Raw genomic sequence first — 25442 nt, 5'->3', positions numbered from 1 at the left:
TCAATTCATCGCCGCCGACTGTGTGCGTTTATCGAACAGCTTAAGTGAACAGCTGCGCGCTCAGGTCGCGACTGGCCCCCAGCAGGCCAGGCAGGAAGCGTTGCTCCAACTCGTTGCGGCTGACCCGCCCGGCATGGGTACTGACGTTTAGCGCGGCCACTACTTGACCGGAAGCGTCGTACACCGGTACGGCAATCGAACGCAGCCCCTGTTCCAGTTCCTGGTCGACGATGCACCAGCCCTGCTGCCGCACCTGTTGCAGGCACTCGAGCAACGCTTCAGGTGTGTGCAAGGTGCGGCTGGTCTTGGCCTGCAGGTCGGCGTGGTCGAGGTAGTCGCGCAACGACGCATCATCCAGGGCCGCCAGGAGAATCCTGCCCATGGAGGTGCAATAGGCTGGCAGGCGCCCGCCCACCGACAGGTCCACCGAAATCAGGCGCTGGGTGGTCGCGGAGCGGGCGATATAGAGAATGTCGTCGCCTTCGAGCGTGGCCATGTTGCAGGCTTCGTGCAGTTGCTCGCTCATGCGGTCCAGGTACGGCTGGGCAGAAACGGCCAAGGGTGTGGAAGACAGATAGGCGTGACCGAGGGTCAACACTTTGGGCAGCAGCGAATAGGTGCGCCCGTCCGTGGTGGCGTAGCCCAGCTTGATCAAGGTGTGCAGGCAACGCCTGACAGCGGCGCGGGGAATTTCCGTGCGATGGCTGATCTGGGCGATGGTCAGGTGCCGCTTGCGCTCCTGGAAGGCCTGGACCACGGCCAAGCCACGGGCCAGGGACGTCATGAAGTCGGGATCACCGGTCAGGGCCTGGATCCGCTTGGCCGGCGAGGCGACGATCGGTGGCGCGACAGAAGTGAAGGCATTGCGCATTTGGTCGTTCATGTCTGATCCTTCCCCGGGAATGACGGCTATTCAAGCGGCTGCCCGATGGGCAAGCAAGGGCCTCCGGCCGAGAGCGTTCGATTATCGAACCGCCGACCGATAATCGCAATCGGGTCCGCTATCGAATGGCTCCCGCTGCGAACACGTTTGAGTTAAGTTGCAGCAAACAATGACTCGAGTTTGGCGTGAAGGCGTGGGCAAATTGAACTTGTCGGCGTGAACGGCATCTGGATAGCGGTACTCGCCGACCTTCTTCACGCGGTGATACAAGTTGCACATACAAACATGAGTTCACACAACAACAGCACCTTTTAATTTTCCCGATAGTGTTATTCGGCTGGGCCGCTATAATGCAAAACAGTGACGGTACGGCCAATCGACCGTTCCCGTACGCAGGCGCCGTGGTCATTACCTGGTGCCCGAAGCGCCGTAAGGGTCGCTTCCCCTGTTTGGCAACAACGCGAAGCCCTGATGCTACGTCAGCTGTCAGCTCTGGTGCCGTGGCCGTCTGCATGTCCACATGCAGTGCGTATCACCAGATTCAACTTCAATTAATTTAGGTAAAACTGTGACGAAAGACGAACTGCGCGCGGAACTTGAGCGCCAGGAACAACGTTACAAGGAAGTTTACGGCGGGGAAGTCACCACCTACGCCGCGCAACCTGAACCGGAACGCAAACCCTGGCGTAAGCGCGCCACCGTTCAGGACCAGGCCTTCACCCAAGAACTCCAGAAAATGGAAAAGGAACTCAAAGCCGAAGAGCAGTGACGCTCAGCGCCCGAGGTTCCTGTGAAGAGGTTTCCGGCCGCCACCCAGGCTGGAATCCGTAGCGCACGCCCGCCATGAGCGGGCCGCCATCCGCTCCTGCCCGACGGTCCGGAAGGGTCATGGCCGACCTCCTTTTCAGAAATTTCATACAACCGCTCACGGCATCATTCAGCTTGCCGTGATTCTGGCCAAGTGTGCTTTGCGCCCCTGATTCAAAGGGTTACGCAACCCGCGGCAAACCTGGCGCTTGAGGCTGTCCTACAATTATTTTCGTTGAAGAATGTTACCGATGAGCAGGCAGTGCATCGATTACCGAGGTTTTCTGGCATAATCGCGCCCCCTTATGACCGGGTCAGAAAACCTTCATGATCGATTTATTCAGCGGACTGGATGCTTGGGTGCTTGTGAGCCTCTTGCTCGCCCTGGCTTTTGTCCTCGCCTTCGAGTTCATCAACGGCTTTCATGACACCGCTAACGCGGTTGCCACTGTTATCTACACCAAAGCCATGCCGCCCCACCTGGCGGTGTTCTTTTCCGGTGTGTTCAACTTTCTCGGCGTGTTGCTGGGCGGCGTGGGGGTGGCGTACGCCATCGTTCACCTGTTGCCCGTGGAGCTGCTGATCAATGTGAACACCGGACACGGGCTGGCCATGGTGTTTTCGCTGCTCGCAGCGGCCATCACCTGGAACCTGGGCACCTGGTACTTCGGTATCCCGGCATCCAGTTCCCACACATTGATCGGTTCGATCCTCGGCGTGGGCCTGGCCAACGCGCTGATCAACGATATCCCGTTGGCCGACGGGGTGAACTGGCAGAAGGCGATCGATATCGGCGCTTCCCTGGTGTTCTCGCCCATGGCCGGTTTCCTGATCGCCGCCCTGGTGCTGATCGGCCTGAAATGGTGGCGTCCGCTGTCGAAGATGCACAAGACGCCGGAACAGCGCCGCCAGATCGACGACAAGAAGCACCCGCCGTTCTGGAACCGCCTGGTGCTGGTGATCTCGGCCATGGCCGTCAGCTTTGTCCACGGCTCCAACGATGGCCAGAAAGGTATCGGCCTGATCATGCTGGTGCTGATCGGTATCGTGCCGGCGCAGTTCGTACTGGATCTGGGCAGCACCACCTACCAGATCGAGCGGACCCGTGACGCAACCTTGCACCTGAGCCAGTTCTACCAACGCAACCACGAGTCCCTGGGTGAATACCTGGCGCTGGGCAAAAGCGTGAACGGCGACCTGCCCGAGAAATTCCGCTGCAACCCGCAGCAGACCGAGCCGACCATCAATGCCCTGCTCGACACGCTCAAAGGCGTGGCGGACTACCATTCGCTGCCGTCGGAACGACGCATCGAGGTTCGTCGCTACCTGCTCTGCCTGGACGACACGGCGAAGAAGGTAGGCAAGTTGCCAGGCTTGGCAGCTCGCGAAAAAGATGACTTGAACAAGCTGCGCAAGGACCTGACCGCCACCACCGAGTACGCCCCGTTCTGGGTGATCCTGGCAGTCGCACTGGCACTGGGCCTGGGCACCATGGTCGGCTGGAAGCGTGTGGTGCTGACCATCGGCGAGAAGATCGGCAAACAAGGCATGACCTATGCGCAGGGTATGTCGGCGCAGATCACCACCGCGTGCATGATCGGCGCGGCGAATATCTTCAGCCTGCCGGTTTCCACTACTCACGTGCTGTCTTCCGGCGTGGCGGGCACCATGGTCGCTAACAAGAGCGGCCTGCAAGGCGGCACCGTACGCACCATCCTGCTGGCCTGGGTACTGACCCTGCCAGCGACGGTGGCGCTGTCGGCGGCGCTGTTCTGGCTGGCGTCCAAGGCCATCGGCAGCTGATTCCAGCGGCTCACAAAAAAGGTGCGACCCTTGCGGGTCGCACCTTTTTTTATGCCCGATCACCAGCCCCCTGTGGGAGCGAGCTTGCTCGCGATGGCGGTGGGTCAGTCAGCTATATATCTACAGGCATACCGCTATCGCGAGCAAGCTCGCTCCCACAATGGCTTTGTGTGGAACCGGGAAAATTTGCCAAAAAAAAGGGCGACCGAAGTCGCCCAAAATGCCTTGCGTGCCCGTTGTAGCCAGAAAGACCTACGGTTTTTTCCGCTTGTGTGCGTCTTTCCAGATGAATAATCCAAAACCTGCGAAAAACACGAACATGAGGCCGACCGTCAACACCCCGGCAAACACCACATTATCGAAAAACATGACTGGCCTCCTGGTCTTGCCCCTGTTGCGATGGGTTCAAGGTAACCAATCAGGCCTGGATGAAAATTGACCGGGGTCAATAACGCCCGCGACGGGGCATAAAGGTGGGGAAATAACTGATCTGCATCAATGGATCGAGGGGGTTCAGCGCTTTTTCGGCTTGTTCTTCGGCTTTTTCTTGGGCTTGCCCAACGGCATGGCCTGTTCGAAAGCCTGGCGGACTTCATTGAGGCGTTTTTCGTTGAGGTCGTGAACGCGCTTGGCGCGCTCGGCACTGAGGTCGATCAGCTTGTCGTCTTGGCTCATGGCGTGTGGGCATCGTGCAGTGAATTGCGGATGCGCCCATGATGCGGGCTGTTGGCGGCGTTGACCAGCCTGTGAATGCGGCCAGACACCCAGGATCAGATCTGGATATCGACCCACAGGCCTTGGCGCGGCTCTTCGTCGATCAGCGGCACCACCGGCACGGTATTGTCGGCGTTGAGTTCGGTACCCGGTACGGCCAGGTGCTCTTCAGGGTCTTCATCGGCCTCGCGGCGGCGGCGCTCGCGCTCCTGCTGGCGCTGCTGCTCCTCGCGCAACAGCAGCGCGGCCTCTTCCGGGTCGCGGTTTTGCAGGTCGATGGTGCTTTCGTTGGAGCTTTGCTGCACCGGGACCACGGGCGGTATGTCCGGTCGCTGGCGAACCGGATCCTGTTGAGCGGTGATGGGTACAACGCTCAAAGGGAGTATGGGTGGCAACATAAGGTTCTCCTGTCTTCAGGTTGTCGGCGGCTAAAGTGGCAGCTTGAACCGCCGGTCCAAAACTTGTGACCCAGTTGGCAATTGCGGCGATGACCAGGGCCGAGCTTGTTTGATCGCCGGGCAAGCATAAGTTCCGTGGCATCGCGACGAATCAGCGTACGTAAATCCTTTGGTATGAAGGATCCTTCCGTTAAGATAACCGGCTTTTTCAAGGCGGGAGTCAGGCAGCATGGCGCAGCAGTATCAACCGGGGCAACGCTGGATCAGTGACAGCGAAGCCGAGCTGGGTTTAGGCACCGTTCTGGCACAGGACGGCCGCTTGTTGACCGTGCTCTATCCGGCCACTGGCGACACTCGCCAGTACGCGCTACGGAATGCGCCACTTACCCGTGTACGGTTTTCGCCGGGCGATGTGATCACTCACTTCGAAGGCTGGAAAATGACCGTGCGCGAAGTCGATGACGTCGATGGGCTGCTGGTCTACCACGGTCTCAACGAGCAGAACGAAGTGGTCACCCTGCCCGAGACCCAACTGTCGAATTTTATCCAGTTCCGCCTGGCCAGCGACCGTCTGTTCGCCGGCCAGATCGACCCGCTGGCCTGGTTCTCCCTGCGCTATCACACCTTGGAACACACCAGCCGCCAGCTACAGTCTTCCCTGTGGGGCCTGGGTGGCGTACGTGCCCAGCCGATCGCCCACCAACTGCATATTGCCCGTGAAGTGGCCGACCGCATTGCGCCGCGGGTATTGCTGGCCGACGAAGTGGGCCTGGGCAAGACCATCGAAGCCGGCCTGGTCATCCATCGCCAGTTGCTGTCCGGCCGTGCCAACCGCGTCCTGATCCTGGTGCCGGAAAACCTCCAGCACCAGTGGCTGGTGGAAATGCGTCGGCGCTTCAACCTCCAGGTCGCGCTGTTCGACGAAGAGCGCTTCATCGAAAGCGATGCCAGCAACCCGTTCGAAGACACCCAATTGGCCCTGGTGGCGCTGGAGTGGCTGGTGGACGACGAAAAGGCCCAGGACGCGCTGTTCGCCGCCGGCTGGGACCTGCTGGTGGTCGACGAAGCCCATCACCTGGTGTGGCACGAAGACCAGGTTAGCCCGCAGTACGCCCTGGTCGAGCAGCTTGCCGAAACCATCCCGGGCGTGCTGCTGCTGACCGCGACCCCGGAACAACTGGGTCAGGACAGCCATTTCGCCCGCCTGCGCCTGCTGGACCCGAACCGTTTCCATGACCTCAAGGCCTTCCGCGCCGAGAGCGAAAATTATCGCCCGGTGGCCGAAGCCGTGCAGGAGCTGCTGGACAAAGGCCGCCTCTCGCCCGAAGCCCACAAGACCATCCAGGGTTTCCTGGGGAACGAAGGCGAAGCATTGCTGACCGCCGTCAATGATGGCGATGTCGAAGCCAGTGCCCGCCTGGTGCGTGAATTGCTGGATCGCCACGGTACCGGTCGCGTGCTGTTCCGCAACACCCGCGCCGCCGTGCAGGGCTTCCCCGAGCGCAAGCTGCACGCCTACCCGCTGCCGTGCCCGGCCGAGTACCTCGAACTGCCCTTGGGCGATCACCCCGAGCTGTACCCGGAAGTCAGCTTCCAGGCCCAGCCGGACGCCAGCGAAGAAGAACGCTGGTGGCGTTTCGACCCGCGGGTCGAATGGCTGATCGACACCCTGAAGATGCTCAAGCGCACCAAAGTGCTGGTGATCTGTGCCCACGCCGAAACCGCCATGGACCTGGAAGACGCCCTGCGCGTGCGCTCCGGCATCCCGGCCACGGTGTTCCACGAAGGCATGAATATCCTGGAGCGCGACCGCGCGGCGGCCTATTTCGCCGACGAAGAGTTTGGTGCCCAGGTACTGATCTGTTCGGAAATCGGCAGTGAGGGGCGCAACTTCCAGTTTGCCCATCATTTGGTGCTGTTCGATCTGCCGGCGCACCCGGACCTGCTGGAGCAACGTATCGGTCGTCTGGACCGGATCGGCCAGAAGCACACCATCGAGCTGCATGCGCCCTACCTGGAAACCAGCCCCCAGGCGCGGCTGTTCCAGTGGTATCACGAAGCCCTGAATGCCTTCCTCAACACCTGCCCGACCGGCAACGCCTTGCAGCACCAGTTCGGCCCGCGCCTGCTGCCCTTGCTGGAGGAGGCCGATGATGGCCAATGGCAGGCTCTGATCGACGAGGCCCGTACCGAACGCGAGCGCCTGGAGGCCGAGCTGCACACCGGTCGCGACCGTTTGCTGGAGCTCAACTCCGGCGGCGCCGGTGAAGGCGATGCGCTGGTGGAAGCCATTCTCGAGCAGGATGACCAGTTTGCCTTGCCGATCTACATGGAAACCCTGTTCGACGCCTTTGGTATCGACAGCGAAGACCATTCTGAAAACGCGCTGATCCTCAAGCCGAGCGAAAAAATGCTCGACGCCAGCTTCCCGCTGGGCGACGACGAGGGCGTGACCATCACCTATGACCGCAACCAGGCGCTGTCGCGCGAAGACATGCAGTTCATCACCTGGGAGCACCCGATGGTGCAAGGTGGCATGGACCTGGTGCTGTCCGGCTCCATGGGCAACACCGCCGTGGCGCTGATCAAGAACAAGGCGCTCAAGCCCGGCACCGTGTTGCTGGAGCTGCTCTACGTCAGTGAGGTGGTTGCGCCGCGCTCGCTGCAACTGGGCCGCTACCTGCCGCCGGCCGCCCTGCGCTGCCTGTTGGACGCCAACGGCAACGACCTGGCCGCCCGGGTCTCGTTCGAAACCCTGAACGACCAGCTCGAAAGCGTGCCGCGCGCCAGCGCCAACAAGTTCATCCAGGCCCAGCGCGACCAGCTCACGCCTCGTATCAATGCCGGCGAAGAGAAGATCGCCCCGCGTCACGCCGAGCGCGTGGCCGAGGCCCAGCGCCGCCTGGCGGCCGATACCGACGAGGAACTGGCACGCCTGACCGCCCTGCAAGCGGTCAACCCGACCGTGCGCGACAGCGAACTGGTGGCCCTGCGCCAACAGCGGGAGCAAGGCTTGGCGATGCTTGAGAAGGCGGCGTTGCGTTTGGAGGCGATTCGGGTGTTGGTGGCGGGCTGAGTTTGGCTGGGTCCCGATATAGGTTCCGCTGTGGTGCTTTTATCGGGTGTATATCCGTTTTTTCGGTAACGGCCGCTGGCGGTTCCGCTTTTACAGCGCCGCCGCGAGGCGGCCTGATAGCCGACCTGGTCAGGGTGATCGCGTTTCCCCTAATGTGGGAGCGAGCCTGCTCGCGAAGGCGGTGGGTCAGTTTGCGGTGATGTTGGATGTGCCGGCCTCTTCGCGAGCAGGCTCGCTCCCACAGGGGATTTTGGGTGTTCATGAGTTTTGTGTTCACTGCGGCCCATTGTGGGAGCGAGCTTGCTCGCGATAGCGGTGTGTCAGTTTGCGGTGATGTTGGATGGGCCGGCCTCTTCGCGAGCAGGCTCGCTCCCACAGGGGATCTTGGGTGTTCATGAGTTTTGTGTTCACTGCGGCCCATTGTGGGAGCGAGCTTGCTCGCGATAGCGGTGTGTCAGTTTGCGGTGATGTTGGATGGGCCGGCCTCTTCGCGAGCAAGCTCGCTCCCACAGGGGATCTTGGGTGTTCATGAGTTTTCTGTTCACTGCGGCCCATTGTGGGAGCGGACTTGCTCGCGATAGCGGTGGCTCAGCCAAATAAATGCAGGCATGTGCCCCGCTTTTGCTCTTGCTTTGGATCTTGATCTTGATCTTGATCTGAGCGCCCCGTTAACCACGATGGCCGAACGCAGGCATTGTGGAGTGGGCATCCCGGCATGGATGCCGGGATAGCCGCGCTGGGCCATGGATGGCCCTTCGCGGCGGCCCACGGAGCAATGCCGGAGAGAGGGCATGCCGAGCCTAAGCGAGGCACCGAGTGGTGGGGCAAAGCGCTTTTGGTTACTTTTGGCTGGTCCGGCTCCCGGCTCTTCCAAAAGTGACCCGCCGTAAGGGCGGAACCGCCAGTGGCCGTTACCTAAGAAACGGATATACACCCAAAACCCAAAACCCAAAACCCAGCCCCAGCCCCAGCCCCAGCCCCAGCCTCAAGGACTGTAATACCCCACCGCCACCAGAAAATGCCCAACCTTCTTCAGATAAGCATGCTTGTCCTCAACCTTCCCAGTCACCGGATTCTTCCAACGATACTCATACTCCCCCACATCCTGCTTGCCGATCATGGCCAGGATCGGCTCCCCCACCGGTTTGCCATCCGGATCCTTGACCTTGGCGAAGTCGGTATTGATCAAACGCAGGTTGGTGCCATGGCCCACATAGCGCCGGGTATCGAGGTCAACGACAAAGACATACAAATCATCCTGCAGATACCCGCCCTTCAGAGAGTTGACTGCCGTCAGCGTGGCTTTCTCGTTTTTCAGCAGGTCACTCGAGGCCTTGTCCAGCAGTGCCCGGGCCTGTTCGGCTGAAGCACGCGGCAAGTAATAACCGACGGCCAGGATTCGCTCACCAACACGCTGGAAATACACATGCTTGCGCTCGACCTTGCCGTCTGCCCAGTTCTGCCAACGGTACTCGGCTTGCTGAATGCCGCTGGCCTCGGGAGTTTTCAAGGCGTCCTTGAAGGCTTTGCGCAAATCCGGCCCCAGCACTTCGGACACGTCCCGCCCGATCAACGCCGAGGAAGGTCCGCCGCTGGCAAGCATCACACCCTGGGTATCGACCACGAACACATAACGATCCTTATCGACAAATTCCCCTTGGCGGCTGAAGGCGGCAAAGGCTTTGTCGCCATGGTCATGGTAATAGGCCAGGGCCTTTTCCAGCAGCGCCCGGGCCGCGTGGCCATCGTCCGCAGTGGCCGCCTGGGCCTGGGCCATCCCCAGCATGAGCATTGCGCCCAGCCAGGCCATCCTGTGAAAAAAACCCATGGGTGCGCCCCTCGTTCTTGTTGGTGTTTCAAGAGCGTAGACGGCGTGGGGTAATGTTGGAGTATTCAGGGGATTGCTGGGGAGTCGAGTCAGTGGGGATTGATATCGACTGAAATGGCGCTATCGCGAGCGAGCTTGCTCGCGATGGCGGCGGCACATTCAGAAGGATGCGCCGGGATGCTCCGCTATCGCGAACAAACGCCCACCGACTATTGAGCCCGAGCGCTGAGTTGCTGCTGCAAATGCTGGATCTGCGCTTGCAAGGTATTGATGTTGCGGGTGACCTGCCCGCGGAAGGCGTCGAACTCGGCGGTGTTGCTATTATCCTGCTGACTCTTGAGCACGATCACGTCCTGTTCCAGGCGCTCGATGGCAGAGTTGGAGGTGGCTCTTTTCAGGGCGGTGATGTCGGCACCGATGCTCTTGAGCTGGGCATCCAGGGCACCACCCTCGCCTTGATTCTTCAAGGCGGTCACTTCAGCGGCCAGCGCCTTGACCTGGGCTTGGAGCTCCTTGTTGGAAGCTTGCAGTTGAGTGTTGGTGTTCTGCTGGTCAGAAGCCTGGGCAATGAGCTGGGCCAGTTCCTTGTCCAGGTCGGCGGACGGACCGAACGTGGCTTGTTGCTGCCGGTACTGCTCCTGCAGCTTGCCGTCGAATTGCCGGGCCTGCTCCTGCAGCTTGTTGTCCAACTGTTTGATCTGCAATTTCAAGGCTTCACTGTCACTCATGACATTGGACTGCCCGGCGACCACCTTGCCGGAAATGTCCTGCAAGCGCCCCGCCGCATCTTCACTGATCCGGGCGAAGCTTTCCTGAGTCGCCACCAATTGCTGCTCCATCAGGGAGATCTGCTGGAAGCTCCACCAGGCCAGGAAACCGAACGCACACAGCAGCGCGCCGACCAATGCCCACAGCGGCCCGGTGCTGGGCCCCTTGACCTTGACCTTCGCCGCGGCGGCCGGCGCCGGGCGCGCTTGCACGTGGGGCGACTGGCGGTTGGGCAGGAAATCATCGTCATCGGGAATGTCGGCCCGCATCCGCAGGCTCGGTACATCATCGAAGTCGTCGTTGGCATCGTTACGCATGGGCATGGTTCGACCTTTGGGAAACCGGTAATGGCTTGATGCGGCGAGTATAACCCCGTCGCCCGCCGCACCGATTGACCCCGAACCGGGCACTCGGTTCATGGCGGGCCGATCAGCGGGCGTTTTGGACCGTCCACCAAGCGCAAAATTCATCCAGGGCCGTCCACAAGCTGACTTGCGGATCGTAATCGAGATAATGCCGGGCCCGGCTGATGTCCAGGGTGAAATTTTTGTTCATGACCTGCATGCCCAGGCGCGACAGCGTCGGTTCGGGGCGGCCCGGCCAAAGCTTGCAGACCCCTTCATTCAGGGCCGCGACGCCGTAAGCCAAGCCGTAGGAACGATAACGTCGGACCTGTGGGACTTCCATCTGGCGCATCACATAATTGACCACATCCCACAACGGGACCGGTGCGCCGTTGCTGATGTTGTAGGCCTTGCCCAAGGCGGAATCGGTAGCCAGCAGGCTGCTGAGCAACGCTTCGTTGAGGTTCTGCACGCTGGTGAAATCCACCTTGTTCAAGCCGTTGCCGACAATGGCCAGGCGCCCCTTGCGCTGCATTTTCAACAGGCGCGGGAAAATGCTCATATCACCGGCACCCGTCACGAAACGCGGGCGCAGGGCCAGCACTTCGAGGCCGAACTCCTGGGCGCCGAAGACTTTCTGCTCGGCCAGGTACTTGGTGGCGGCATAAGGATGCTTGAAGCGCTTGGGCACCTGTTCTTCGGTCAACCCGAGGTGGTCACGGCCATCAAAGTAAATGGACGGCGAGGACAGATGAACCAGGCGACGCACCTTCTGCTTGAGGCAGGCCTCGACGACATTTTCCGTGACCTGAACGTTGCCTTGGTGGAAATCCTGGTAGCGGCCCCACAGCCCAACGGAACCGGCGCAATGCACCACGGCCTCGACATCCAGGCACAGGTCGCGGGCCAGCAGCGGGTCGCTCAAGTCCCCTTGGACGAATTGCGCACCGCGCCGCACCAGGTGCTCCACACTCTCGGCCCGGCGACCGGTGACCCGCACATCCAGGCCCTGCTCCAGGGCGAAACGCGCAAAGCGCCCGCCAATGAAGCCGCTCGCGCCGGTGACCAAAATCTTCATGCATGCTCCTAAAAATCAGATTCGAGCTACAAGCCTCAAGCTTCAAGCCAAGGGCTTTAACCGACTGCTTGCAGCGTGCTGCTTGCCGCTGCGATCAGTCGCTCGGTCAATAAGCCGAGCAACTGCCCACCATTGCGCCAATGATGCCAGTACAGCGGCACATCGATCGGTTTATCTGCCAACAATTCCACCAGCACGCCTCGTTCCAGCTGTTCGCGCACTTGCAGCTCCGGCACCAGCCCCCAGCCCAGTCCCGCTTCAGCGAGACGGATGAAACCTTCGGACGAGGGGCACAGATGATGCTCGAAACCGCCCTCCACGCCCACGGACGCGAGGTAGCGGTGTTGCAGGAAATCATCCGGACCAAACACCAAGGCTGGCGTACGGGCCAGTCGATCGGCTCGCACGCCGTCGGGAAAATGCCGGGCGATGAAGGCCGGGCTGGCCAACGCCCGGTAACGCATCGCCCCCAGCAATACACTGCGGGCGCCCGCCACCGGGCGTTCGCTGGCGCAGACACAGGCCGCCACTTCACCGGCGCGCATGCGCTTGAGGCCAACGGTCTGGTCCTCCACCACCAAGTCGAGCAACAGGTGTTGGTCGGCGCAGAAATCGCCCACGGCAGCGGCCCACCAGGTCGCCAAACTGTCGGCGTTCAAGGCGATGCGCAGACGCTCCGGCAGGCCCTCTTCATCCAGCGCCGGCACCAGGCTTTGCAGGTCACGCTCGAGCAGCCGCACCTGTTGCACGTGGTTGAGCAGCCGACGGCCGATTTCCGTCGGCACCGGCGGCGTGGCCCGCACCAGGACGGGCTGGCCGGCACGCGCCTCCAGCAACTTGATTCGTTGGGAAATGGCCGACTGCGACAAACCCAGCACCTGGGCTGCGCGCTCGAAACCGGCCTGCTCGACCACGGCGGCCAGGGCAGAGAGCAATTTGTAGTCGAACATCAGTAATCCTAATGGGCAATCAGCAATATTGGTTTTTCTTATACAGCCCTTCCCGGGAAAATGACCAGCGACAGCAACTGACCGGGGGATAAAAAAATGTGGCAAAGCTATGTGAACGGGCTCGTGGTGGCCCTCGGGCTGATCATGGCCATCGGCGCCCAGAATGCGTTCGTATTGGCCCAGAGCCTACGCCGCGAGCATCACTTGCCGGTAGCGGCACTGTGCATTACCTGCGATGCCCTGTTGGTCGCCGCCGGGGTTTTCGGCCTGGCGACCTTGCTGGCCCAGAGTCCGTTGCTGCTGTCGATTGCCCGCTGGGGCGGTGCGGCGTTCCTGCTCTGGTACGCCAGCCAGGCCTTGCGCCGGGCCTGCTCGAAGCAGAGCCTGAAGCAAAGTGAGAACCACGCCGTACGCTCGCTGCGGGCGGTGTTGCTCAGCGCGCTGGCGGTGACGCTGCTCAACCCCCACGTCTACCTCGACACGGTGCTGCTGATCGGTTCCCTCGGCGCCCAGCAGAGCGTGCCCGGCGCCTACGTGATAGGGGCGGCCAGTGCCTCGCTGCTCTGGTTCCTCACCCTGGCCATCGGCGCGGCATGGCTGGCACCGTGGCTGGCCCGCCCAAGCACTTGGCGGATCCTGGACCTCTTGGTAGCGGTGATGATGTTTACCGTGGCGATGCAATTGATCGTCACCGGCTGATTATTCCAAACCGCTCTGGAACCTCTATTCCACACAGTTGTTGCGTGGTTATGCCGCACCCCCGGTGCTATGATCCGACTCCTGCGCCGCAAAGAGTACAAACTCCCCGGCGCTAGTCTGGCCGCCCGTGATCGGCCTTGCGCTCACCGCAACCTGACCTGATTAGGAGAATCACCATGGCTTTCGAATTGCCGCCGCTGCCCTATCCACACGATGCACTGCAGCCGCACATCTCCAAAGAGACTCTGGAATACCACCACGACAAGCACCACAACACCTATGTCGTGAACCTGAACAACCTGGTGCCTGGCACCGAGTTCGAAGGCAAGACCCTGGAAGAAATCGTCAAGACTTCCTCGGGCGGTATCTTCAACAACGCCGCTCAGGTCTGGAACCACACCTTCTACTGGAACTGCCTGTCGCCTAACGGCGGCGGCGCACCGACCGGCGCGCTGGCTGAAGCCATCAATGCAGCCTTCGGTTCGTTCGACAAGTTCAAGGAAGAGTTCAGCAAGACGTCCATCGGCACCTTCGGTTCCGGCTGGGGCTGGCTGGTGAAAAAGGCTGACGGTTCCCTGGCCCTGGCCAGCACCATCGGCGCCGGCAACCCACTGACCAACGGCGACACCCCGCTGTTGACCTGCGACGTGTGGGAACACGCCTACTACATCGACTACCGCAACGTTCGTCCGAAATACGTCGAAGCGTTCTGGAACCTGGTCAACTGGAAATTCGTCGCCGAGCAGTTCGAAGGTAAAGCCTTCACTGCCTAAGCTCGATGCCAGACCAAAGAAACCCGGCGCCATGCCGGGTTTTTTTTGCACGGCGAAAAATGATCGCAGACAAGACACCTCGCGTCTGGAATGCAAGAAAAAATCCCGGCGGGCCTCAAGTTGCGGTGCCTTTCAACCGACACAATGGTCGTAGAGCAATCACTCTGGAAAAAACGTATACCGGTCAGGTTTCAAGCGAAAACCCTTGTGTTTGATTGTCCCTTTGACTGACATCACAGGATTGCCAATACTCATGGCAACTTGACGCTACCCGCACGGAACAAGGAACCACTCTTTGAAGCTGGAACTCAAGAACAGCTTGTCTGTGAAGTTGCTCCGGGTCGTGCTCCTCTCGGCATTGATCGTTGGTGTGGTCTTGAGCTGCGCCCAGATCGTGTTCGATGCCTACAAAACCAACCAGGCCGTCGCCACTGACGCCCAACGTATCCTCGACATGTTCCGCGACCCTTCGACCCAGGCCGTCTACAGCCTGGACCGGGAAATGGGCATGCAGGTGATCGAGGGCCTGTTCCAGGACGAAGCCGTACGCATGGCTTCCATCGGCCACCCCCGCGAAACCATGCTCGCCGAAAAAGCCCGGCCCTTGAAGCACTCCGACAGCCGCTGGCTGACCGACCTGATCCTGGGCAAAGAGCGCACCTTCACCACGCAACTGGTGGGACGCGGGCCCTACAGCGAATATTACGGCGACCTGAGCATCACCCTCGACACTGCCACCTACGGCGAGGGTTTCATCGTCAGCTCGGTGATCATCTTTATCTCCGGGATGCTGCGGGCCCTGGCCATGGGCTTGGTGCTGTACCTGGTCTATCACTGGCTGCTGACCAAGCCGTTGTCGCGGATCATCGAGCACCTGACCGAAATCAACCCCGATCGCCCCAGCGCCCACAAGATCCCGCAGCTGCGCGGCCACGAACAAAACGAGCTGGGCCTATGGATAAACACGGCCAACCAACTGCTCGAATCCATCGAACGCAACACGCACCTGCGCCACGAAGCGGAAAACAGCCTGCTGCGCATGGCCCAGTACGACTTTCTCACCGGCCTGCCCAACCGCCAGCAACTGCAACAGCAACTGGACAAGATCCTGGTGGACGCCGGGCGCCTGCAACGTCGGGTGGCGGTGCTGTGTGTGGGGTTGGATGACTTCAAGGGCATCAACGAGCAGTTCAGCTATCAGACCGGCGACCAGTTGCTGCTGGCCCTGGCGGATCGGCTGCGGGCCCACAGCGGCCGGCTCGGTGCGCTGGCGCGATTGGGGGGCGACCAGTTCGCCCTGGTCCAAGCCGACATCGAGCAGCCCTACGAGGCCGCCGAGCTGGCCCAGAGCATCCTCGATGACCTGGAAGCGCCGTTCGCCATCGATGATCAGCAGATCCGCCTGCGGGCCACTATCGGCATCACCCTCTTCCCCGAAGACGGTGACAGCACCGAGAAACTGTTGCAGAAAGCCGAGCAGACCATGACCCTGGCCAAGAGCCGCTCGCGCAATCGCTACCAGTTCTACATCGCCAGCGTCGACAGCGAGATGCGCCGCCGTCGCGAACTGGAAAAAGACCTGCGCGAGGCCCTTGCCCGCGAGCAGTTCAGCCTGGTGTACCAACCGCAGATCAGCTACCGCGACCTGCGGATAGTAGGCACCGAAGCCTTGATTCGCTGGCACCATCCCGAGCACGGCCTGGTGCCGCCGGACTTGTTCATTCCCCTGGCCGAACAGAACGGCACCATCATCGCTATCGGCGAATGGGTGCTGGACCAGGCGTGCAGGCAATTGCGCGAATGGCACGACCAGGGTTTCCTCGACCTGCGCATGGCGGTCAACCTGTCGACGGTGCAACTGCACCACGCCGAGCTGCCGCGGGTGGTGAACAATCTCCTGCAGATGTACCGGCTGCCGCCGCGCAGCCTGGAACTGGAAGTCACCGAGACCGGCCTGATGGAAGACATCACCACCGCGGCCCAGCACTTGCTGAGCCTGCGCCGCTCCGGGGCACTGATTGCCATCGATGACTTCGGCACCGGCTATTCGTCCCTGAGCTACCTCAAGAGCCTGCCGCTGGACAAGATCAAGATCGACAAGAGCTTCGTCCAGGACCTGCTCGACGACGAGGACGACGCGACCATCGTCCGGGCCATCATCCAGTTGGGCAAGAGCCTGGGGATGCAGGTCATTGCCGAGGGCGTCGAGACGGTGGAGCAGGAGGCCTACATCATCGCCGAGGGCTGCCACGAAGGTCAGGGGTACTACTACAGCAAACCGCTGCCGGCGCGGGAGTTGGGCATTTACCTGAAGCAGGCCGAGCGCAGCAAGGTTTCCATTATCTGATTTCTTTCCCAAGCGCCTCGCTTCGCGGGAAAGCGCCTACAGACGCCGCCGAAAGGCGGTGATCTGCATCATTAAACAAGAAATATTTACAACCATAACCCTTTACACATAATGCAAATCTTTCGCATTATGTCGCAGTTTTTGCGCACCCTCGCGCCTGTCCCATCCATCACCGAAGCAGGATGTTCGCCATGATTCGTATGCCCCTGGCTACCGCCAGTCTGCTGGCCATCGCTATTTCCCTCGCCGGTTGCGGCGAAGGCAAAGACAAGGCCGCCGCGCCGCAAGCGCCAACGCCGGCCGCCAGCACCGCGGCACCGGTCGCCCCTGCTGCCGCTGGCAAAATCGACGAAGCCGCCGGCAAGGCTGTTGTCGCGCACTACGCCGACATCGTCTACGCCGTCTACAGCGATGCCGAATCCACGGCGAAAACCCTGCAAACCGCCGTCGACGCGTTCCTGGCCAAGCCGAACGCCGAGACCCTGAAAGCCGCGAAGACGGCCTGGGTCGCCGCACGCGTACCGTACCTGCAAAGCGAAGTGTTCCGCTTCGGCAACACCATCATCGACGACTGGGAAGGCCAATTGAACGCCTGGCCCCTGGACGAAGGCCTGATCGACTACGTCGACAAGTCCTACGAACACGCCTTGGGCAACCCGGGCGCCACCGCCAACATCATCGCCAACACCGAAGTCCAGGTTGGCGAAGACAAGGTCGACGTCAAGGACATCACCCCGGAAAAACTCGCCAGCCTGAACGAGCTGGGTGGTTCCGAGGCCAACGTCGCCACCGGCTACCACGCCATCGAATTCCTGCTGTGGGGCCAAGACCTCAACGGTACCGGTCCGGGCGCTGGCAATCGCCCAGCTTCGGATTACCTGGAAGGCGCCGGCGCCACCGGCGGCCACAATGACCGTCGTCGTGCCTACCTCAAGTCCGTGACCCAATTGCTGGTCAACGACCTGCAGGAAATGGTCGGCAACTGGAAACCGAACGTGGCCGACAACTACCGCGCCACCCTGGAAGCCGAGCCGGCCGAAAGCGGCCTGCGCAAGATGCTGTTCGGCATGGGCAGCCTGTCCCTGGGTGAACTGGCGGGCGAGCGCATGAAGGTGTCCCTGGAAGCCAACTCGCCAGAAGACGAGCAGGATTGCTTCAGCGACAACACCCACAACTCGCACTTCTACGATGCCAAGGGCGTGCGTAACGTGTACTTGGGCGAATACACCCGCGTCGACGGCACCAAGCTGACCGGCGCCAGCCTGTCGTCCCTGGTCGCCAAGGCCGACCCGGCCGCGGACACCGCGCTCAAGGCCGACCTGGCCGACACCGAGGCCAAGATCCAGGTCATGGTCGATCACGCCAACAAGGGTGAGCACTACGACCAACTGATCGCCGCCGGCAACACCGCTGGCAACCAGATCGTCCGCGACGCCATCGCCGCCCTGGTCAAGCAGACCGGTTCGATCGAACAGGCCGCGGGCAAACTGGGCATCAGCGACCTGAACCCGGACAGCGCTGATCACGAGTTCTGATCAACGCCGGCTGGCTGAGGATTAATGCAGCCAGCCACGCCGCAAAACCTGTGGGAGCGAGCTTGCTCGCGATAGGGGAATGTCAGTCGACATCGATGTTGGCTGATCCACCGCTATCGCGAGCAGGCTCGCTCCCACAGTGGTTTCTGGCGTTTCGAAAATGGAGGCCTGCCATCAGCTCCCACATATATGGAATCTTGTCTCTGGGTGGTTCATCACCGCAACCCGGCGAGCCTGGCTTCAATGAACCGCCGTTCCGGCAGTTGCTGCGTCAGTTCAAGCGCACGCCGGTAGGCGGCCCGCGCCTCCTCCACCTGCCCTAACTGCCGACAGAACTCCGCCCGTGCCGAATGGGCCAGGTGATAGTCCGTCAAATCGCCCCTGGCGAGTATTCCTTCAACCAGGCGCAGCCCTTCCTGGGGCCCGTCGCGCTTGGCCAGGGCGGCGGCTCGGTTGAGTTCGATCACCGGCGACGGCACGGCCCGCAGCAGCACATCATAGAGCCCGACGATCTGCGGCCAATCGGTCTCCTCGGCCGTCGGCGCTTCGGCATGCACCGCCGCTATCGCCGCTTGCAGGCAGTACGGCCCGAACCGCCGGGTCTTCAACGCGGCTTCCACCAACGCGCAGCCCTCGGCGATCAGCTCGGCATCCCACAAGGATCGGGACTGTTCATCCAGCAGGATCAGCTCACCGGTTGACGACGTTCGCGCCGGTCGCCGGGATTCGTGCAGCAGCATCAACGCCAGTAGCCCCATGACCTCGGCCTCGGGCAGCAACTCCATCAGCAGACGCCCGAGGCGGATGGCTTCGCGCGTCAGGTCTTCCCGGGTCAACTCGGCGCCCATCGACGCCGAATACCCTTCGTTGAACGCCAGGTAGATCACCCGCAGCACGCTGTCCAGACGCTCCGGTAGCTCCGCCCGGGACGGCACCTGGTAGGGGATCCTGGCGTCGCGGATTTTCGCCTTGGCCCGCACGATGCGCTGGGCAATGGCCGCCGGGGCGGCGAGGAATGCCCGGGCGATCTGCTCGGTGGTCAGGTCGCAGACTTCCCGCAGCGTCAGGGGCACCTGGGCATCCGCCGCCAGGGCCGGGTGGCAGCAGGTAAAAATCAGCCGCAGGCGATCGTCTTCCACGTCTTCGTCACTCCACTGGCCCTGTTCCAGTTCCTCGAGTTGGGCGATCAACATCGGTTGGGACGCGGCGAAACGCGCCCGCCGGCGCAAACTGTCGATGGCCTTGAAACGCCCCGCAGACACCAGCCAGGCCCGTGGATTGTCCGGCACGCCGTCGCGCTGCCAGCGCTCGACCGCAATGAAAAAGGCCTCGTGCAAGGCCTCTTCCGCCAGATCGAAGTCCCCCAGCAGGCGAATCAGCGTCGCCAGGATCCGTCGCGAGTCTTGCCGATAAACCTGCTCGACCCGCGCCTTGACCGTTTCGGCCGACATCAGTCGGGCATGCCTCGGGTAACCAGCGCTTCAAGCCGGTCCAGGCTCTCGCCCCACCCTTCATGGAAGCCCATGGCTTCGTGCGCCTGGCGATCCTCCTCGCTCCAGTGCAGCGCACGGGCGGTGTAACGGGTTTGGGATAACGCATGAGAGGCAGTTGTGTGGTTCATGAATGAAATCCTGTTTGTGCTTGTTATTCAGGGATTCAGTTGGCGTACCGGTCGCACTTCGACGCAGCCGACCCGGGCCGCCGGAATATTGCCGGCGACCTGGATGGCTTCGTTGAGGTCCTTGGCGTCGATCAAATAGAAGCCCGCCAGTTGCTCCTTGGTTTCGGCGAACGGGCCGTCGGTGATCGACAGCTTGCCGCCGCGCATGCGCACCGTGGTGGCGGTCTGTACCGACTCCAGGGCCTCGGCGGCCACCATGCGCCCGCTGCCCTGGATCGACTCGGCATAGGCCATGCACTCGGCGTCCTCCGGGCTGTCGGGCGAGTTGTGCAGCGTGTGTTCGTTGCTATACACCAGGCATAGGTACTTCATGGAAGGCTCCGTGATCGGACTGATCAACTATGGACGGCAGAATGACCCTCGGCAAAAAAACCGACGATCAGGGTTGCAGGTCGAACAGCGCCGTCCCGGCCATCGGATCGAACGGCGCGGACCAATGTTCATGGACGATCCGCCATTGTCCGGCAACACGCTGATAGCAGGCCGTCACGCGCATCCAGCAGGCTTGTTCCTCACCCTTTTCGTTGGTGCCGCCGCAATAGGCGAGCCAGTGGGCGAAGGCGATGTTATCGGCCGGGGTAATCTTGACCTGATGAAAGTCGAACTTGTGCGGGCCGGGGCACATTTCCATGCAGGCTTGCCAATGGGCCCGGTAAGCGGCCTTGCCCTTGAACTGCAAGGCCTGGATGGCATCGAACGAGACAATGTCCTCGTCATAGAGCGCCATGACCTTTTCAACGTCCTTGGTCATCACGGCCTGGCGATAGGTGTCGATCAGGGCCTGGATCTGGGTTTCAGTGGTTTGGGTATTCATGGTGATTCTCCGCAGTTTTTTTGTTGAAGACACCCTTGGTCGTTTGGAGAAACAGCGAATCGACAATCCAACAAAAATAATCCAAAGAAAAAAATTCGCTAGAATCCACGTCTCATTTAACCGGCAGACAATGGATGTTTTTGTGACCGTTCAGCTCGTCCCCTACGAAGACCTGACCCCGCGTCAACGCGAACAGGTTACCGCCATCGAAATCCACCCCGGACAGATCAAGTTCTCTGGCGATATCCATGGCGCCCTGCACATGCTCCTGTCCAAACCCGGCCCCGGGGTCAAAGGCTTTGCGCTATTGGCGCAGGAGGTGCCGGTGGCCTTCCTGCTGCTCAAGCGCCCACCGGTACTGCCGGCCTGGGCCAACGAACACAGCGCCACCCTGCATGCCTTGCAAGTCGACCACCGGGCCCAGGGCCAAGGTTATGGCAAGGCCTGCCTGCAGGCGCTGCCCGCCGTGGCGCGCGCCGCCTGGCCGGAGATCCGCGGGCTGGAGCTCTCGGTGGACGCCGACAACGACTCGGCCATCGGTCTGTACACGCGGATGGGCTGGGTCGACAGTGGCGAAGCCTACAAGGGCCGCATCGGTTATGAGCGGCGAATGGGGTTGGTGTTTTGACAAACAGACTCAACGATCAATAGGCGCCAAATGTGGGAGCGAGCTTGCTCGCGATGAGGGCATATCAGTCGACACCGACGTTGGCTGATCCGCCGCTATCGCGAGCAAGCTCGCTCCCACAGGGATCGCCAACGATCAGCTCGGCTTGAGCGGGATCCAGATCTCCAGGGTGCCTTGGCCGGTCCTGGGGTTGAAATCCTCGCTGTAGCGCTCGAACTCCGGCAACTCGGCCGCTTCGTGGCCGGAATGCGGCAGCCACTCATTCCAGATGTATTGGAACGTGTCCGGCAGCTGTTTCAACGGCCCCTTGTGTTCGAAGACCGCGTAATGCCCTGGCTGGATTTCGATCCAACGGTATTGCTCCGGCAGATCGTCGAGCCGGCTGATCTCCACGCCGGCGATGTATTCGAACCCACCCTTCCCGTCCGGGTTGCAACACACGCCGTAGGTCACTTCATCTTTCTGCCCTGGCACTTTGCCGAGCCAGGGCAGGAACTTTTCCCAGAGCAAAGGGATGTCTTGGGCGGTGTCCTCGGTAAACCGGGCACCAAAGCCGGCGATCAGCTGAAAACGTCCCTGCTCAAAGCGTGGTTCGGCTGTGTAATCGCGTTTGGGCTTTTCCATGCGGTAACACTCCAGCAAAACGTGAAGTCGGGCTTGGCAGTATAGAAGCCAAACCGAGATTGCCAGGGCCGTTTCGCTTGTCAGAAGCCAGGCACAGTGCCGGTGACGGCTTTACCTACAAACTCGTTGTAGCCAGAAACGATCACATACACTGCGAAATAGCAGAAGATCGCGGCGGATGCCCAATAGGAATAACGCAACAGTTTATCCCCCAACAGTTTGCCGCCCTGGGTCGCGGCCAGGCACAAGGCCGCGCACCACAGCAACCCGGCACAAAGAAAACCGCTGAGGAACAGCGCCGAGCTGAGCAACGTTCCGCCGCCCGAACGAGCGATCAGCGTGCCGCCCACCGCCGCGAACCAGAGGATGGCGCTGGGCGATGACATGGCCAGGAAAATCCCGCGAAAAAACTCCTGGCGCGAAGAGTTGCCCTGCACCTCGCCCACCTCGGCCAGCACGGTGCTGTGATAGATCGCCGAGTGGATCATCTTCGCCGCGAAATACAGCAACAGCACCGAACCACCGAGCCACAGCACCCAGCGCACCGCTTCGTATTGCAGCAGCACGGTCATGCCGGCCAGGGCCAGGACGGCGTAGACCAGGTCGCCCACGCAAGTGCCCAGGCCCAAGGCGAAACCCTGGAAATAGCCACGCTGCATCGCCAGGGTGATCATCGCGATATTGGCCACGCCAATGTCCAGGCACAGGGAAAGGCTCAGCAGGAAGCCGCTGGAAAATTCCATCATTCATTCCATCAGGATTGGGTGAGACAGGTTGAACATGCCGCGGCGACCATCGATGGCGCCGCAGCCAGGGCGACAGTGTCGTCGAAAATAGTTCGACGCGGCTACTGGACAATTCGACATCCGCCCGATTATCTTGCGCCGCAGGCCACCGCAGTGGCCAACGTCGCTCGGACGGTTCCGGGCGCTCACGTATCTCGAGGCAACAATGGCCGAACAAGGTTCGCCGCGCCGCTTTGCGCGCATCGATCGACTCCCCCCGTACGTATTCAATATCACTGCCGAGCTGAAGATGGCTGCGCGTCGGCGCGGCGAAGACATCATCGACTTGAGCATGGGTAACCCCGACGGCGCCACGCCCCCGCACATCGTGGAGAAACTGGTCACCGTCGCCCAGCGTGAAGACACCCACGGCTACTCCACGTCCAAAGGCATCCCACGCCTGCGCCGCGCCATTTCGCGCTGGTACAAGGACCGCTATGAAGTGGACATCGACCCGGAAAGCGAAGCCATCGTCACCATCGGTTCCAAGGAAGGCCTGGCACACCTGATGCTGGCCACCCTGGACCAGGGCGACACGGTGCTGGTGCCCAACCCCAGCTATCCGATCCACATCTACGGCGCGGTGATCGCCGGCGCCCAGGTGCGTTCGGTGCCGCTGGTGCCAGGGGTGGATTTCTTCGACGAACTGGAGCGGGCCATTCGCGGCTCGATTCCCAAGCCGAAGATGATGATCCTGGGCTTCCCCTCCAACCCCACCGCCCAATGCGTGGAGCTGGACTTCTTCGAACGGGTCATCGCCCTCGCCAAGCAGTACGACGTGCTGGTGATCCACGACCTGGCCTACGCCGACATCGTCTATGACGGCTGGAAAGCCCCGTCGATCATGCAGGTGCCCGGCGCGAAAGACATCGCGGTGGAGTTCTTCACCCTGTCCAAGAGCTACAACATGGCCGGCTGGCGCATCGGCTTCATGGTCGGCAACCCGGAACTGGTCAGCGCCCTGGCGCGGATCAAGAGCTACCACGACTACGGCACCTTCACCCCGCTGCAAGTGGCCGCCATCGCCGCTCTCGAAGGCGACCAGCAATGCGTGCGCGACATCGCCGAGCAGTACCGCCAGCGCCGCAATGTGCTGGTCAAGGGGTTGCATGAGCTGGGCTGGATGGTGGAAAACCCCAAGGCATCGATGTACGTCTGGGCGAAGATTCCCGACGCCTATGCGCACCTGGGCTCGCTGGAATTTGCCAAGAAGCTGTTGGCCGAAGCCAAGGTCTGCGTCTCGCCGGGGGTGGGGTTCGGGGAATATGGGGATGATCATGTGCGCTTTGCGCTGATCGAGAACCAGGACCGGATTCGCCAGGCTGTGCGGGGGATCCGTGGGATGTTTCGGGCGGATGGGTTGGTAAGCAAACCTAACGCCTGACACCCAACCAACGGTGGGAGTTTGCGCCTACCCTGGAACTGCTGATCACCAAAAACCAGTGTGGGAGCGAGCTTGCTCGCGATGGCGTCAGGTCAGTCGCATCAATGATGGCTGACACACCGCAATCGCGAGCAAGCTCGCTCCCACAGTTGGGTATTGCTTCAGGTTTAAATCACCAGCGACAACAGCAGGATAAAGATCAGCCCCACCACGGACAGGATGGTTTCCATCGCGGTCCAGGTCTTGAAGGTTTCGGCCACGGTCATGTTGAAGTACTGCTTGACCAGCCAGAAACCTGCGTCGTTCACGTGGGACAGGATCAACGAACCGGCACCGGTCGCCAGCACCAGCAGCTCACGGTTCACGCCCGGCATCATCCCCACCACCGGCACCACGATCCCGGCACCCGTAATGGTCGCCACAGTGGCCGAACCCGTCGCAATACGAATCACCGCCGCCACCAGCCACGCCAACAGTATCGGCGAAATCTGCGCACTGACCGCCATGTGGCCAATCACATCGCCCACGCCGCTGGTCACCAGCATCTGCTTGAAGCCACCACCGGCACCGATGATCAGGATGATCGCGGCAGTCGGGGCCAGGCTTGCGTCCAGCCATTTGAGCATCTGGCTGGAGCCGATGCCCTGCTTGTAGCCGAAGGTGTACAGCGACAGCAGCAACGCCAGCAGCAAGGCCGAGATCGGGTGGCCGATCATGTCCATCCAGACGCGGAAGAGATTACCGTCCGGCAGCGCTACGTCAGCAAAGGTCTTGAGCAACATCAGGAACACCGGCGACAGTACGGTGATCAGGGTGATGCTGAAGCTTGGCAGCTCGGCGGCGTTCGTCTCGCGGGCCAGTTGATCCACCAGTTCCTGGTTCGGATGGCCGGGGATGTGCTTGGCAATGAACGTACCGAAGATCGGGCCGGCAATGATGGCGGTCGGCAGTGCGACGATCAGGCCATAGAGAATGGTCTTGCCGATGTCAGCGCCAAAGATGCCGATCGCCAGCAGCGGACCCGGGTGCGGTGGCACCAGGCCGTGGACCGCGGAAAGGCCGGCCAGCAACGGGATACCGATCTTGATGATCGACACGCCGGTGCGGCGCGCCACGATGAACACCAGCGGGATCAGCAACACGAAGCCGATCTCGAAGAACAGCGGGATGCCCACCAGGAACGCTGCGAACATCATCGCCCACTGCACCTTGTCCTTGCCGAAGGCACGGATCAGGGTCTGGGCGATCTGATCGGCCCCGCCCGACTCGGCCATCATCTTGCCGAGCATCGTGCCCAGCGCCAGGATGATGCCGACAAAGCCGAGCACGCCACCGAAGCCGTCCTGGAACGCCTTGATGATGGTGCCGGTCGGCATGCCCGACGTCAGGCCGAGGAACGCGGCGGCGATAGTCAGTGCAATGAACGGGTGGAATTTGAACTTGGTGATGAGGACGATGAGTCCGATCACCGTGACCACTGCATCAAGCAGTAGGAACGTCTCGTGGGACATGCCGAACATGGG

Annotated in this window: 23 protein-coding genes and 1 pseudogene; 9 read left to right on the top strand and 15 right to left on the bottom strand. The window is 61.4% G+C overall.

The features are described 5' to 3' along the window. Positions 1-40: 40 nt before the first annotated feature. A complete protein-coding gene (gene pcaR, locus J3P85_RS06365) occupies positions 41-883 on the bottom strand; it encodes a pca regulon transcriptional regulator PcaR (RefSeq protein ID WP_434705241.1) in 843 nt (280 codons plus the stop codon). Between the two features lie 568 nt (positions 884-1451). Between pcaR and J3P85_RS06360 the strand changes: the two genes are divergently transcribed. Continuing rightward, positions 1452-1652, top strand: coding sequence for a hypothetical protein (locus J3P85_RS06360; protein ID WP_003184509.1), 201 nt, complete (start codon positions 1452-1454; stop codon positions 1650-1652). Between the two features lie 365 nt (positions 1653-2017). Beyond that, a complete protein-coding gene (locus tag J3P85_RS06355) occupies positions 2018-3493 on the top strand; it encodes an inorganic phosphate transporter (protein WP_186704480.1) in 1476 nt (491 codons plus the stop codon). Positions 3494-3745: 252 nt separating this feature from the next. Here J3P85_RS06355 and ccoM read toward each other — a convergent pair whose 3' ends face one another. The 3 genes from ccoM to J3P85_RS06340 form a co-directional block, all read right to left on the bottom strand. After that, positions 3746-3862: a cytochrome c oxidase subunit CcoM gene (ccoM, locus tag J3P85_RS06350; protein WP_025212288.1), complete on the bottom strand. Its 117-nt coding sequence runs from the start codon at positions 3860-3862 to the stop codon at positions 3746-3748. A 144-nt stretch (positions 3863-4006) separates the two neighbouring features. Further along, the gene (locus tag J3P85_RS06345; protein WP_003184513.1) at positions 4007-4168 is read right to left on the bottom strand and encodes a hypothetical protein; all 162 of its coding nucleotides are present in this window, start codon (positions 4166-4168) and stop codon (positions 4007-4009) included. Positions 4169-4263: 95 nt separating this feature from the next. Then, the gene (locus J3P85_RS06340) at positions 4264-4605 is read right to left on the bottom strand and encodes an aspartate-semialdehyde dehydrogenase (protein WP_434705240.1); all 342 of its coding nucleotides are present in this window, start codon (positions 4603-4605) and stop codon (positions 4264-4266) included. 229 nt (positions 4606-4834) lie between these two features. Here J3P85_RS06340 and rapA point away from each other — a divergent pair, with 229 nt between their 5' ends. Next, entirely contained in the window at positions 4835-7681 is a 2847-nt protein-coding gene (gene rapA, locus J3P85_RS06335; protein WP_434705239.1) for an RNA polymerase-associated protein RapA, read from the top strand. Between the two features lie 985 nt (positions 7682-8666). On the opposite strand, the gene J3P85_RS06330 is transcribed toward rapA, so the two are convergent. From J3P85_RS06330 to J3P85_RS06315, 4 genes are all read right to left on the bottom strand, one after another. Next, positions 8667-9509 (bottom strand): cache domain-containing protein, encoded by an 843-nt coding sequence (locus J3P85_RS06330; protein ID WP_434705238.1) that lies wholly within the window; start codon positions 9507-9509, stop codon positions 8667-8669. Between the two features lie 209 nt (positions 9510-9718). Next, positions 9719-10600 (bottom strand): ATPase, encoded by an 882-nt coding sequence (locus J3P85_RS06325; protein ID WP_434705237.1) that lies wholly within the window; start codon positions 10598-10600, stop codon positions 9719-9721. Between the two features lie 106 nt (positions 10601-10706). Next, positions 10707-11699, bottom strand: coding sequence for an NAD-dependent epimerase/dehydratase family protein (locus J3P85_RS06320; protein WP_434705236.1), 993 nt, complete (start codon positions 11697-11699; stop codon positions 10707-10709). A gap of 56 nt (positions 11700-11755) precedes the next feature. Beyond that, positions 11756-12649: a LysR family transcriptional regulator ArgP gene (locus tag J3P85_RS06315; RefSeq protein WP_434705235.1), complete on the bottom strand. Its 894-nt coding sequence runs from the start codon at positions 12647-12649 to the stop codon at positions 11756-11758. A 96-nt stretch (positions 12650-12745) separates the two neighbouring features. On the opposite strand from J3P85_RS06315, the gene J3P85_RS06310 reads away from it, so the two are divergent. The 4 genes from J3P85_RS06310 to J3P85_RS06295 all read left to right on the top strand — a co-directional run bounded on the left by J3P85_RS06310 (position 12746) and on the right by J3P85_RS06295 (position 18003). Further along, positions 12746-13348, top strand: a complete 603-nt coding sequence (locus J3P85_RS06310) for a LysE/ArgO family amino acid transporter (protein WP_434705234.1) — start codon at positions 12746-12748, stop codon at positions 13346-13348. 176 nt (positions 13349-13524) lie between these two features. Continuing rightward, positions 13525-14121: a superoxide dismutase gene (locus J3P85_RS06305; RefSeq protein ID WP_434705233.1), complete on the top strand. Its 597-nt coding sequence runs from the start codon at positions 13525-13527 to the stop codon at positions 14119-14121. Positions 14122-14416: 295 nt separating this feature from the next. Beyond that, positions 14417-16468, top strand: coding sequence for a putative bifunctional diguanylate cyclase/phosphodiesterase (locus J3P85_RS06300; RefSeq protein ID WP_186709167.1), 2052 nt, complete (start codon positions 14417-14419; stop codon positions 16466-16468). A 191-nt stretch (positions 16469-16659) separates the two neighbouring features. Next, complete coding sequence (locus tag J3P85_RS06295) at positions 16660-18003, top strand: imelysin family protein (RefSeq protein ID WP_434705231.1); 1344 nt, start codon at positions 16660-16662, stop codon at positions 18001-18003. Positions 18004-18218: 215 nt separating this feature from the next. Here J3P85_RS06295 and J3P85_RS06290 read toward each other — a convergent pair whose 3' ends face one another. The 4 genes and pseudogenes from J3P85_RS06290 to J3P85_RS06275 all read right to left on the bottom strand — a co-directional run bounded on the left by J3P85_RS06290 (position 18219) and on the right by J3P85_RS06275 (position 20498). Further along, positions 18219-19454: an RNA polymerase sigma factor gene (locus J3P85_RS06290; protein ID WP_434705230.1), complete on the bottom strand. Its 1236-nt coding sequence runs from the start codon at positions 19452-19454 to the stop codon at positions 18219-18221. After that, positions 19454-19591 (bottom strand): annotated as a pseudogene (locus J3P85_RS06285) (SRPBCC domain-containing protein); the annotation flags it as partial. The gene J3P85_RS06290 and the pseudogene J3P85_RS06285, both read right to left, overlap by 1 nt. A 60-nt stretch (positions 19592-19651) precedes the next feature. Further along, a complete protein-coding gene (locus J3P85_RS06280; protein WP_186709173.1) occupies positions 19652-19996 on the bottom strand; it encodes a YciI family protein in 345 nt (114 codons plus the stop codon). A 67-nt stretch (positions 19997-20063) separates the two neighbouring features. Then, positions 20064-20498, bottom strand: coding sequence for a YybH family protein (locus J3P85_RS06275; protein WP_186709181.1), 435 nt, complete (start codon positions 20496-20498; stop codon positions 20064-20066). A gap of 142 nt (positions 20499-20640) precedes the next feature. On the opposite strand from J3P85_RS06275, the gene J3P85_RS06270 reads away from it, so the two are divergent. Beyond that, on the top strand, positions 20641-21126 hold the full coding sequence (locus J3P85_RS06270; RefSeq protein ID WP_434705229.1) for a GNAT family N-acetyltransferase: 486 nt from the start codon (positions 20641-20643) through the stop codon (positions 21124-21126). Between the two features lie 135 nt (positions 21127-21261). Here J3P85_RS06270 and J3P85_RS06265 read toward each other — a convergent pair whose 3' ends face one another. Both J3P85_RS06265 and J3P85_RS06260 read right to left on the bottom strand, forming a co-directional pair. After that, complete coding sequence (locus J3P85_RS06265; protein ID WP_434705228.1) at positions 21262-21750, bottom strand: GyrI-like domain-containing protein; 489 nt, start codon at positions 21748-21750, stop codon at positions 21262-21264. Positions 21751-21830: 80 nt separating this feature from the next. Beyond that, on the bottom strand, positions 21831-22493 hold the full coding sequence (locus J3P85_RS06260; RefSeq protein WP_434705227.1) for a LysE family translocator: 663 nt from the start codon (positions 22491-22493) through the stop codon (positions 21831-21833). Between the two features lie 208 nt (positions 22494-22701). Here J3P85_RS06260 and alaC point away from each other — a divergent pair, with 208 nt between their 5' ends. Beyond that, a complete protein-coding gene (gene alaC, locus J3P85_RS06255; protein ID WP_434571924.1) occupies positions 22702-23919 on the top strand; it encodes an alanine transaminase in 1218 nt (405 codons plus the stop codon). 167 nt (positions 23920-24086) lie between these two features. Here alaC and J3P85_RS06250 read toward each other — a convergent pair whose 3' ends face one another. Further along, a complete protein-coding gene (locus tag J3P85_RS06250; RefSeq protein ID WP_053182604.1) occupies positions 24087-25439 on the bottom strand; it encodes a GntP family permease in 1353 nt (450 codons plus the stop codon). Positions 25440-25442: the final 3 nt, after the last annotated feature.

It is taken from the genome of Pseudomonas sp. Z1-12, assembly GCF_051132015.1.
GTDB classification, from domain to species: Bacteria; Pseudomonadota; Gammaproteobacteria; order Pseudomonadales; family Pseudomonadaceae; genus Aquipseudomonas; species Aquipseudomonas zanjanensis.
Note: the sequence above shows the minus strand (reverse complement) of the source record. Positions and strands in the feature narration are given on the sequence as shown.